The 12,168-nt window shown below is 58.8% G+C and carries 4 protein-coding genes; all 4 read left to right on the top strand.

Annotation, left to right across the window (positions count from 1 at the left end):
* The first annotated feature begins 46 nt into the window (after positions 1-46).
* The 4 genes from J3P88_RS22475 (at position 47) to J3P88_RS22460 (ending at position 11,959) form a co-directional block, all read left to right on the top strand.
* Positions 47-3,613, top strand: a complete 3,567-nt coding sequence (locus J3P88_RS22475; RefSeq protein WP_434571696.1) for a glycosyltransferase — start codon at positions 47-49, stop codon at positions 3,611-3,613.
* Between the two features lie 165 nt (positions 3,614-3,778).
* A complete protein-coding gene (locus J3P88_RS22470) occupies positions 3,779-8,635 on the top strand; it encodes a beta strand repeat-containing protein (RefSeq protein WP_434571695.1) in 4,857 nt (1,618 codons plus the stop codon).
* 274 nt (positions 8,636-8,909) lie between these two features.
* Complete coding sequence (locus tag J3P88_RS22465) at positions 8,910-10,649, top strand: type I secretion system permease/ATPase (RefSeq protein ID WP_434571693.1); 1,740 nt, start codon at positions 8,910-8,912, stop codon at positions 10,647-10,649.
* Positions 10,649-11,959 carry an HlyD family type I secretion periplasmic adaptor subunit gene (locus tag J3P88_RS22460; RefSeq protein WP_434571691.1) on the top strand — a complete coding sequence of 437 codons (1,311 nt, stop codon included), beginning with the start codon at positions 10,649-10,651 and terminating at the stop codon, positions 11,957-11,959. The genes J3P88_RS22465 and J3P88_RS22460 overlap by 1 nt, the downstream gene beginning before the upstream one ends.
* The last annotated feature ends 209 nt before the right edge of the window (positions 11,960-12,168 follow it).

Raw genomic sequence — 12,168 nt, 5'->3', positions numbered from 1 at the left:
GCTCCGACCTGAAAAGGCCGGAGCCCGCCGCTCGAGAGTTTTAACCGTGAAGTCACTTCCCCTCGTCAGCATCGTCATTCCTGCCTATAACCCTCGGTTTTTCGACCAGGCACTGCTCAGTGCCCTGACCCAGACCTACGAACACATCGAGATCATCGTTTGCGATGATTCGCCTGGCGATGAGATTCGCCAGATCCTCGAATCGTTCACTGAACCGTCCCATCCGACCCGCTATTTGCGAAACCCACAGCGACTGGGGCTTCAGGGCAACCTGTTGCGCTGTGTCGAAGAGGCCAGCGGTGAGTTCATCAAGGTGCTGTGCGATGACGACCGGCTATTCGCACCGAGCATTGCAATGCAGGCCCAGGCGTTGATGGATCATGCTGACGTGAGCGTGGTGTTTGCGCTTCGGCTGTTGTGCGACGCAGGTAACTTCATCTTGCCACCTCGGGTGGATAACTGCCGCTTCTCGCCGAATGACGCCTTGCTCAAGGGCGACGACATGCTGGCGATTTTTGAGAAAACACCTACTAACTTTATCGGTAATTTCAGTTCCGCCCTGATGCGCCGGGCCGATGTGCTGGAGTTGTTGCCCGCCCTGATTCAGGACGGTGCCGGTTTTGTTGCGGTGCTCGATTTTGCTTTGTTTGTCTGCTTGATGCGACGCGGCAACCTGATTGCCTTGAATACCGTGTTGAGTATCGAGCGTCTCTACCCGGAGCGTTTAAGCAAGACCCCGGAAATGCTCAAGGCTGCCAGATTAGAATGGGAATGGCTGGCGCAGATGCTTGTTGCGCGCAGCGGTGAAGCGGCTCCAGCCTCGGGTTGGGTGCGCTGCATCGATTTGAATAAAATCACTGACCAGCCTCATGCCTGGCAGGAGCTCTGCGTAACCCGCGTGCTGGGCAACCGCAATACCGTCGTCAATGGTCGGGTAGGCGCCCAGAGCGAGAGCTATGCCGAGTTCTACCGTGAATGGCTGTCGAATCGTCGTTTCAGTGAGGTCGAACGATGTGTCATGCCTGCGCGCATCGACAGTTGGCCGTTGCGGCCGAACATCGTGCCCATTGTCATCGACGGTGCCGGTGACGATGTGGCATTGGCGTCCACGCTGCGCAGCATAGACGGCCAGCTCTATCCGGCCCAGGCTGTCGTGGTGCTTTCCGACGCCCGTTGCGAGGCCAATGACCGGGTGTTGCAGTTGCCCTATCAGCCCGATTGGGCGCGGCAACTCAATGCAATTGTCCCGCAGTTGGAGGGCGCGCATTGGTTTTATCTGTTGCGTGCTGGCGACACTCTGCGTGACTCGGCATTGTTGATCCTGGCCGAACGCGTGGCCGGGAAACCGGGAATTCTCTGCGCTTACAGCGATGAGGGCGCACTGGTAAACGGCGAGTCCATCGAGCCGGTATTCAAGCCTGATTTCAACCTCGACCTGATGCGCGCCTATCCCTACGTCGGCCGGGCCCTGGCCTTCGAGCGTGAGCGTTTCATGACCGTGGGCGGTTTCGACCCGGCCCATGGCGAGCTGGCACCTCACGATTTGCTCTGGCGGTTGGTAGAAGAGGCTGGCCCGCAGACCATCGAGCACATTGCCGAGATTCAGGTGGAGTCGACGCTGAGCTTCGCCCAGTGGTTGTCGTGGCCGGGGGTTATCGAGGGCAACGCCCCTATGGTCGGCGCACACCTGGCGCGCATCGGCGCACCTCATGATATTCGCCAGGATGTGCTGCCGTTGATCAATCGCATCGACTACCGATACGGCATTCGTCCCTTGGTGTCGATCATCCTGCGCACGGGGGATTCGTTGAAAGCCTTGCAGCGCTGCTGCGAAAGCCTGATCGAGCGCACGGCCTATACGCATTATGAAATTCTGATAGTGGATAGCGGCGTCAGGGATCCTGCCATGCTCGGCTGGCTGGCGGACATGGCGCAGTTGGGCGCAAGCATGCTGCGCGTGCTGCGTTACGCCGGTGACGACAATGAGGCGGCGGTGCGTAACTTCGCCGCGGGCCAGGCCCTGGGCGGCTACTTGTTGCTGCTTAGCCCACAGATGGTCATTTGCGAAAGTGATTGGTTGGACGAACTGATCAACCATGCCGTGCGCCCGGAAGTCGCGGTGGTCGGCGCAAGGATACTCAGCCCTCAGGGTACGATTGTCGGCGCAGGGCAGATCCTCGGGTTGGCCGGACCGGTGGGGTCACCGTTTTATGGCGAGTCCGCGACCTCGCGTGGCTACATGCAGCGTCTGCACACGACCCAGAATTGGAGTTCGGTCAGCAGCGACTGCCTGATGGTGCGCAAGCAGGTGTTCGAAGAGCTCGATTGTCTTGATGAGGCGACGTTCACCCAGGGCCTCAGTGACGTCGATTTGTGCCTGCGCATAGGTAAGGATGGCTATCTGGTGGTCTGGACGCCTTACGCCAGCGTCATGCAAGCGACCGGGCAATCGTCAGCCCAGCCGGAAGAAGCGTTGCAGGAACGCGAGCGTGAAGTTTTCTATCGCAAATGGCTGCCGCAGATTGCTCGTGACCCGGCTTACAGTCCTTCCTTGAGCCTGGGGGCTTCCAGCTTCGGTCTGGAACCCTCGCTACGCAATAACTGGAACCCGTTTTGCACCCGTACATTGCCACTGGTACTTGGTTTGCCAGTCAATGCCACAGCAGTTGGTCATTATCGCGTCACGGCCCCCCTGGCTGAGCTTGAAGCTGCCGGTCGAGTGATTGCTCGGGTGGCCTACGAGTCGCCTTCGACCGTTGAAATCGAGCGACTGTCTCCAGATGCCATCGTGTTGCAGGGGCGCTACAGCGAAGGTGCTGCTGGCGACATTCTACGAATGAAGAAGTATTCCGGCGCTTTTAGGATTTTTGAACTCGACGACTACATCGTAAGCGCGCCCAAGAAAAATACCCACACGCGCAACAAACCGGTCAACACCGAGCAGATGCTGCGCGAGGGTATCGCGTTGTGTGATCGCGTGGTAGTGACAACTCAACCGCTGGCGGATGCCTTATCCTGCATGCACAACGAGATCCGCGTGGTGCCTAACATGTTGCGACCCGAGCCATGGGCCCGGTTGAGCAGCCGGCGCGGAACATCCTCCAAGCCACGGGTCGGCTGGGGCGGCGGGACCAGCCACAGCGGCGATCTGGAAATCATTGCCGACGTCGTCCGCGAACTTGCCAATGAGGTGGAGTGGGTGTTCTTCGGGATGTGCCCGGAAGTATTGCGCCCCTACATTCATGAGTTCCACGCCTCCGTCGGATTGCAGACTTACCCGTTCAAACTGGCCAGCCTGAACCTCGACCTGGCACTGGCACCGCTGGAGTTCCATATCTTCAACGACTGCAAGAGCAATCTGCGCTTGCTGGAGTACGGCGCCTGCGGCTACCCGGTGATCTGCACCGACACCAAGGCCTACGACGGCTTCCTGCCGTGTACCAAGGTACGCAGCAACAGCACCGAGGAATGGATCGCGGCAATCCGCATGCACTTGGCCGACCCTGACGCCAGCTACCGCATGGGCGATGAACTGCGCGAAGCGGTGTTGCGCGACTACATGCTCAGCGGCAAGAACCTGCAACATTGGTTGTGGGGTTGGTTGCCGGACTAGCTCTGACAAAACTTGGATCAATGGCGACTTTAGTCGCCTTTTTTTCGCCTCAATCTCCATGCCCACAAGCCGATAAAGGCAGATGAGTTTTTTTGATCGCGAGCGGTTTTATCCAATGCTGCTTGAAAAAATACCCGTTTTCTCAACAGAGCAAGGAAGAAGCAAATGGCAGTGATAAATGGAACGAGCGGCGTGGATACACTGGCCGGGAGCAGTGATGACGACGAGGTCTATGGATTGGCCTCTAATGATGTACTCCTGGGTAGCGCTGGGGCGGACAGGCTGGATGGGGGGACGGGGGCCGATACGGTGGATTATTCCGCTTCGACGGCTGGCATCGACATTGATATTCGCAACGGTGTCGGCCGGGCTGGTGTCGGTGGTGATGCCGAAGGCGATACGCTGGTCGCTATCGAAAAAGTTATCGGTACGGCATTTGATGACACTTTCACGAGCGCGATTGGTGGCCCTACTTTTGAAGGCGGCGCCGGTAACGATGTTTATAACGTCGCCACAAGTGGCGTGAAAATAATTGAGCAAGACAATGGTGGCATCGACGAGCTGCGTACCAGCTGGAAGTTGATGACCATGGACCCCTTCATTGAAAACATGACCTACACCGGCAGCACAGACTTTACCGGTTACGGCAACGCCAGCGACAACATCATCACCGGCGGCGTGGGCAACGATGTGCTGTTCGGTGGTGACGGCGCCGACCAGTTCTTTGGCGGCGCGGGGCTGGACGTGGCCGGTTATACCGACAGCAAGGTGGCGGTGAATATCAACCTCAAGACGGGTGTTCACTCGGGCATCGCCACTGGCGATACCTTTACCGACATCGAAGTGATTCGTGGCACAGGTGCTGCCGATACCTTCGTGGCGGACGGTCGGGCGATTGGCTTCGACGGCGGCGCGGGCATCGACACGGTGGATTACTCGACGTCGGCCGAGGCGATCAATGTCGATATTCGGGCCTATAAAGGCTTGCCTGGGATTGGCGGTGATGCCGAAGGCGACACGCTGGAAGGGATCGAAAAGGTTATCGGTACGGCGTTCAATGACACGTTCACCAGTGCCTGGGGAGCCGTGACGATGGAAGGCGGGGCAGGGGACGATCTCTATACCGTCAATACCAGCGGCAACAAGACGATCGAGTTGGCTGACGGCGGCTACGACGAGGTACGCACTAATCAGGCCACCTTCACCCTGAACCCGTTCATCGAAAAACTGACCTACACCGGCACAGCGACGTTCACCGCGTACGGCAACGCCAGCGACAACATTATCATCGGCGGCGTGGGCAACGATGTACTGTTCGGTGGTGACGGCGCCGACCAGTTCTTTGGCGGCGCGGGGCTGGACGTGGCCGGTTATACCGACAGCAAGGTGGCGGTGAACATCAACCTCAAGACGGGTGTTCACTCGGGCATCGCCACTGGCGACACCTTTACCGACATCGAAGTGATCCGCGGCTCGAATTTGAACGACACCTTTGTGGCGGACGGCCGGGCGATCGGTTTTGACGGCGGCGCGGGCATCGACACGGTGGATTACTCGACGTCGGCCGAGGCGATCAATGTCGATATTCGGGCCTATAAAGGCTTGCCTGGGATTGGCGGTGATGCCGAGGGCGACACGCTAGAGGGCATCGAAAAGGTCATCGGTACGGCGTTCAATGACACGTTCACCAGTGCCTGGGGAGCCGTGACGATGGAAGGCGGGGCAGGGGACGATCTCTATACCGTCAATACCAGCGGCAACAAGACGATCGAGTTGGCTGACGGCGGCTACGACGAGGTACGCACTAATCAGGCCACCTTCACCCTGAACCCGTTCATCGAAAAACTGACCTACACCGGCACAGCGGCTTTCACTGCTTACGGCAGTGTCACCGACAACATCATCGTCGGCGGCGCAGGTAACGACGTGCTGTTCGGCGGTGACGGCGCCGATCAGCTCTTCGGTGGCGCGGGGTTGGATGTGGCCGGTTATACCGATAGCAAGGTGGCGGTGAACATCAACCTCAAGACGGGTGTTCACTCGGGCATCGCCACTGGCGACACCTTTACCGACATCGAAGTGATCCGCGGCTCAAGTTACAACGACACCTTCGTGGCGGACGGTCGGGCGATTGGCTTCGACGGCGGCGCGGGCATCGACACGGTGGATTATTCCACTTCGACCGAAGCGATCAATGTCGATATCCGCAATTACAAAGGCCTGTCAGGTACCGGCGGTGATGCCGAGGGCGACACGCTGGAGGGCATCGAAAAGGTCATCGGTACGGCGTTCAATGACACGTTCACCAGTGCCTGGGGAGCCGTGACGATGGAAGGCGGGGCAGGGGACGATCTCTATACCGTCAATACCAGCGGCAACAAGACGATCGAGTTGGCTGACGGCGGCTACGACGAGGTACGCACTAATCAGGCCACCTTCACCCTGAACCCGTTCATCGAAAAACTGACCTACACCGGCACAGCGGCTTTCACTGCTTACGGCAGTGTCACCGACAACATCATCGTCGGCGGCGCAGGTAACGACGTGCTGTTCGGCGGTGACGGCGCCGATCAGCTCTTCGGCGGCGCGGGGTTGGATGTGGCCGGTTATACCGATAGCAAGGTGGCGGTGAACATCAACCTCAAGACGGGTGTTCACTCGGGCATCGCCACTGGCGACACCTTTACCGACATCGAAGTGATCCGTGGCTCAAGTTACAACGACACCTTCGTGGCGGACGGTCGGGCGATTGGCTTCGACGGCGGCGCGGGCATCGACACGGTGGATTACTCGACGTCGGCCGAGGCGATCAATGTCGATATTCGGGCCTATAAAGGCTTGCCTGGGATTGGCGGTGATGCCGAAGGCGACACGCTGGAAGGGATCGAAAAGGTTATCGGTACGGCGTTCAATGACACGTTCACCAGTGCCTGGGGAGCCGTGACGATGGAAGGCGGGGCAGGGGACGATCTCTATACCGTCAATACCAGCGGCAACAAGACGATCGAGTTGGCCGATGGTGGCTACGACGAAGTGCGCACCAACCAGGCCAGCTACAGGATGGATCCGTTCATCGAGAAGTTGACCTACACCGGCACGGCCGCTTTCACCGCCTATGGCAACGCTAGCGAAAATATCATTATCGGGGGCGCCGGCAACGACGTGCTGTTCGGCGGTGACGGAGCCGACCAGTTCTTCGGTGGCTCGGGGCTGGACGTGGCCGGTTATACCGACAGTAGCGAGGCCATGTACATCAACCTCAAAACCGGAGTTTATTCGGGTATTGCAGTTGGTGATTCCTTTACCGGCATCGAAGTGATCCGCGGCTCAAGTTACAACGACACCTTTGTAGCGGACGGTCTGGCGATTGGCTTCGATGGTGGTCTGGGAATAGACACGGTGGATTACTCGACGTCGGCCGAGGCGATCAATGTCGATATTCGGGCCTATAAAGGCTTGCCTGGGATTGGCGGTGATGCCGAGGGCGACACGCTGGAAGGTATCGAAAAGGTTATCGGTACGGTGTTCAATGACACGTTCACCAGTGCCTGGGGGGCTGTAACGCTGGAAGGAGGGCTCGGTGACGACGTCTACATTGTCAACACCAGCGGGAACAAGACGGTCGAGCTGGCCGATGGCGGCTTCGACGAAGTATTTACTAGCCAGGCCATCTTCACCATGGACCCGTTCATTGAGAAGATGACCCACACTGGCACGGTGGCATTCACAGGGTACGGCAACACCGGCGATAACATCATCATCGGTGGTGGCGGTAACGATGTACTGTTCGGCGCCGCTGGTGCAGATCAACTCATCGGCGGTGCAGGCGTTGATGTGGCCAGCTATGGTGACAGTCGGGTAGCGGTCACTCTCAACATGACCACAGGCGTCCATACAGGCATTGCGGCTGGGGATACCTATCAGGAGATTGAAACGCTACGAGGGTCGGGCTTTAACGACACCTTCATTGGCGGTTCGCAAGCGATGGGCGTGGATGGCGCGTTGGGAACTGATCTGGCCAGCTATGAACAGTCCTCCAGTGCGGTGACCATCGACCTGACAACCAATGTGAATGCCGGTGATGCGGCGGGCGATACGTTTACCGCGATCGAGATCTATCAGGGCTCCAGCTTCGATGACACCCTGTTGGGCTCTGCTAAAGCCGACATTTTTATTGGCGGTGCGGGCGCCGACGTGATCGATGGTCGCGATGGTGTGGACCAGGCCTGGTACATCAACAGTGCTGCCGCAGTGGATATCAACCTTCAGACGGGTATTCACCAGGGAGGCGACGCCCAGGGCGATGTGCTGACTAACATCGAGCGGGTCATGGGTAGCCAGTTCAATGACTCCATGACAGGAGACAGCCAGGCTAATTGGCTGGAGGGCGGGCTGGGCAGCGACACCATCTACGGGGGCGATGGCGCCGATTACATCTATGGCGGCTTGTACACGGCTACGGGCCCGATGCTTCCCGGTAGCTCGACCAACGTTGCCCAGGCCGACCAGCTCTATGGCGGCCTCGGCAATGATGCGATCACCACGGCCAGCCTGGACACCGGAACAGTGGCTTATGGCGAGGCTGGCAACGACGGTATCGCGGTGTTCAGTGGCACTGCTGACGGTGGGGCCGGCAACGATATTCTGTTGGGCAAAGGGGATGGTTTCCGCTTATTGGGCGGGGCAGGCGATGACACTTTGACTGTCGCCGAAGGTGGTCAGGGGTTCGTCAATGGAGGCCAGGATGACGATACTTACGTCATTGATACTTACGGCCAGGTCACGATCAAGGATGACGGCACAGGAGGATTTGACCGGGTGATGCTGAACGGAATGGAGTCGATGGACACGATAACGACCGTACGAAGTGGCAATGATGCCTATATCTTCAACACCTCCAGCTACCATTCAGGCCGACCTCTTTCGGACATGGGCGTGAAGCTGCAGGACTGGTACGCGGGCTTCAACACCATCGAGCAGTTCCATACGTCCAATGGAGATGTCTTTACGATCCCCGCATAACACCTGCGCATGCTCCCCCTTGCCCGGGGAGCTTGATCAAGAGCAAGGCTATAGGAGCGCCTCTGGGTCTTATTGACCCAGAGGCGTTTTTATTTGCCCGCAGCTTGGGCGCAATCTTGCGCAGGCGAGTCCTGCCGTAGGCGGGCTGTCTGGTGCGGAACTTGCAGCCCAGCGCAAAGCGCTCGAAGAGCGTCAAGTTTCCATACGGCCTCTGTCATCAAGTCAGTATTGACTGGTGACATGGATGTCATAAAAACCAAGGGATGGATAACAGTTGAAAACCCCTAAGGCTGTCAGTGCGCCTGTTGTCGCGCCTCCATTGAAATCGGCATTGCGCCGGGGGCTGATAGGCGCCGCGCTGTTTTCCGGGGTAATCAATATCCTGGCGCTGATTGGCCCGGTGTTCATGCTAGAAGTCTACGACCGAGTCATCCCCAGCCAGAGCGTCCCGACCCTGGTCGCCCTGGGCCTGCTGGCGCTGGGGGTTTATGCGCTTTCGGGCCTGCTGGATATCATTCGCTCCCGAGTCATGGTGCGAATTGCTTCCTCGCTGGATCTGGCGCTGTCTTCGAGAGTCTTCAACGTGATTGCCCGCGCTTCACTGAAAACGCCGATTACCGGAGACGCTTTGAAACCGGCCCAGGAGCTGGACCAGATCCGCAGTTTTATTGGTGGTCCGGGACTTGTGGCATTTTTCGATTTGCCGTGGATGCCGGTTTACCTCGCGGTCTGCTTTTATATTCACCCGCTCTTTGGTCTTTTGACCGTCGGCCTGATGATCATCCTCATCGGTCTGACCCTGATCACTGACCGGCAAACCCGCAAACTGATGCAGGCGTCGACCGATGCGTTGAACAAGCGCAATCACCTGGGTCAGCAAGCACACCAGAACGCCGAAGCGCTGATGGCCATGGGCATGTTGGCCAATACGTCGACTATCTGGCAGAAGAATCACAGTACCTTCATCACCCTGCAACGACGCTCGATCGACATCGGCGGTTTTTACGGTGGCATTTCCAAAACCTTGCGCCAGGTCGTTCAGTCGGCCGCCCTGGCCTTGGGGGCATGGTTAGTGATCCAGGGCGACTTGAGCGGCGGCACGATGATCGCGGCCTCGATTATTGTGGCGCGGACCCTGGCACCGGCGGAGCAGGTCATTGCCTCGTGGCGCAGCCTGTTGGGTGCCCAAATCGCCTGGAAGAAGCTGCTGGAAGTGTTCTCGCTGTTCCCGGATGCCCAGAGCAAGACCGAGCTGCCCGCGGCCCATCGCAACTTGCAGGTCGAAAGTGTTTTCGCCGCGCCGCCCGGCGCGCAGCGCCTGACCTTGCAAAATATCAATTTCATGGCCGCCGCGGGCACTGCCGTGGGGGTGGTGGGGCCGAGCGCATCGGGCAAGTCGTCATTGGCACGGGTCCTCGTCAACGCCTGGGCACCGGCTCGTGGGCATGTCCGGCTCGATGGCGCGCCGCTGGATCTGCTGACCGAACAAGCTCGAGGCAATTTGATCGGTTATCTGCCGCAAAGCGTTGGGCTGTTTACCGGAACCGTCGCCCAGAACATCGCCCGGCTAGACCCTTCGGCACCGGACAGTGCGATTGTCAGCGCAGCACAATTGGCTGGGGTCCATGAGTTGATTCTGCAACTGCCCCAAGGCTATGAAACCCAAGTGGGAGAAGGTGGGGTCAACCTCTCGGCCGGTCAGCGACAACGGGTGGCACTGGCCAGGGCCTTATTCGGTGATCCGTTCCTGGTGGTGCTGGACGAGCCAAATTCAAACCTCGATGCCGAAGGTGAACAGGCGCTGGCCAAGGCCATCCTGGCGCTCAAGGCCCGTGGTGCCATCGTGGTGGTAATTGCCCATCGCACCAGTATCTTGTCGGTGATCGACCAAGTGCTGATTCTCGAAAACGGCATGCAGGCAGCTTTCGGTCCCAAGGATGTCGTTCTTAAAAGGCCGCCTGCGCCAGCTCCCCGGCCCGCCAGCAATGTCGTGGAATTGGGAGTACCCAACTGATGCAGACCGATCAAGAAGCCAATCTGACCGATTCTTTATCCCGTCATCTGCGTTGGGGGGCGGTGTCATTGGTGGTGCTGCTTGGCGGAGGGCTGACCTGGGCGTCGAGCACCAGCCTGTCCGGCGCGGTCATCGCCACGGGCGTGGTCGCCGTGGAAGGCAGCGTCAAGACCGTCCAGCATCCTACCGGCGGCGTCGTCGCCGAACTGCTGGTGAAGGAAGGGCAGACAGTCGCGGCAGGGGACGTGTTGTTGCGGCTCGATGCCACATTGCCTGCCGCCAGTCAGGCCATCGTCAGTAAATCGTTGAACCAGGCCTGGGCCCGTTTGGCTCGCCTGGAGGCCGAGCGGGACAATGCCAGCGAAGTGACGGTGCCAAAAGAGCTGCTGAGTCGTATGAGCGTGGAAGAGGCCAAGACCGTCATGGCCAGCGAGCAGCAACTGTTCATCGACCGCCGCGCTTCCCGGGAAGGCCAGAAGAAGCAACTGCGCGAGCGTGTCCAGCAACTCAACGAAACCATTGCCGGCCACGACCTCCAGCAAAAAACCAAGCTTGAGGAAATCGAACTGATTGATAGCGAATACCAAGCTGTCAAAAAGCTGTTCGACAAAGGCATGATGACCCTCGACCGGGTTAACGCCCTGGCTCGAGGTATTGCCCGCTTGCGCGGAGAGCGGGGACAGTTGATGGCGTCCATTGCCGAGGCCCGGGGCAAGATCGCCGAAACCGAGTTGCAACGACTCCAGGTTGACCAAACTTTCCGCAGTGAAGTGTCTCAAGAGCTGAGGGATTTGCTGGCCCGTCAGGGCGAGTTGATCGAGCGGGAGATCACGGCCAGTGATCAGCTCAAACGCATCGACATCACCTCGCCGATTGCCGGGCGCGTGCAGCAATTGGCCGTGCACACAATCGGTGGTGTGATCTCACCGGCCGAGGGGCTCATGCAGATCGTACCCGCCGACGATGAACTGCTGGTGGAGGCGAAAATCAGTGCCCAGGACATCGACCAACTAACGGTCGGGCAATCCGCGACCTTGCGCTTGAGTGCGTTCAACCGCAGCACCACGCCGGAACTGACCGGCACCGTGGTGCGGTTGTCCGCGGATCTGATTCAGGATGAGCGCACCGGGGTAGGGTTTTATCGGGCAGGTATCAAGATTCCTCAAAGTGAATTGGCAAAACTGCAAGGGCTTGCCCTGGTGCCGGGAATGCCGGTTGAGTCAATGATTCAGACCGGCTCCAGAAACGTCATGTCTTATTTGCTTAAACCAATCAGCGACCATGCCCAGCGAGCATTCAGAGAGGGCTAGTTTTTAACGCTGAGTGGCTTGGCAAGGTTATGAACGCTAGAGCTTCCGATACCAGGATTTGCTGGCGCGTTTCCTGCAAGCCCCCCTCATATCGCCATAAAACGAGCGCTCGCGGCCTGTCGCAGCGCTCGGATCGGCATTGAAGGTGTAATCCCCGCGCCAGCAAAGCGAAACAACGCTTGGCCGAGCCCGGTGATGAACAAGAGGGG

The sequence above is a fragment of the Pseudomonas sp. Z3-6 genome, from assembly GCF_051131985.1.
Taxonomy (GTDB): Bacteria; Pseudomonadota; Gammaproteobacteria; order Pseudomonadales; family Pseudomonadaceae; genus Aquipseudomonas; species Aquipseudomonas zanjanensis.
Note: the sequence above shows the minus strand (reverse complement) of the source record. Positions and strands in the feature narration are given on the sequence as shown.

What these genes read in the sequence shown, in the direction of transcription:
- J3P88_RS22470 (WP_434571695.1), top strand. Translation starts at nt 3,779, where the DNA reads ATGGCAGTGATAAATGGAACGAGCGGCGTGGATACACTGGCCGGGAGC.
- J3P88_RS22460 (WP_434571691.1), top strand. Translation starts at nt 10,649, where the DNA reads ATGCAGACCGATCAAGAAGCCAATCTGACCGATTCTTTATCCCGTCAT.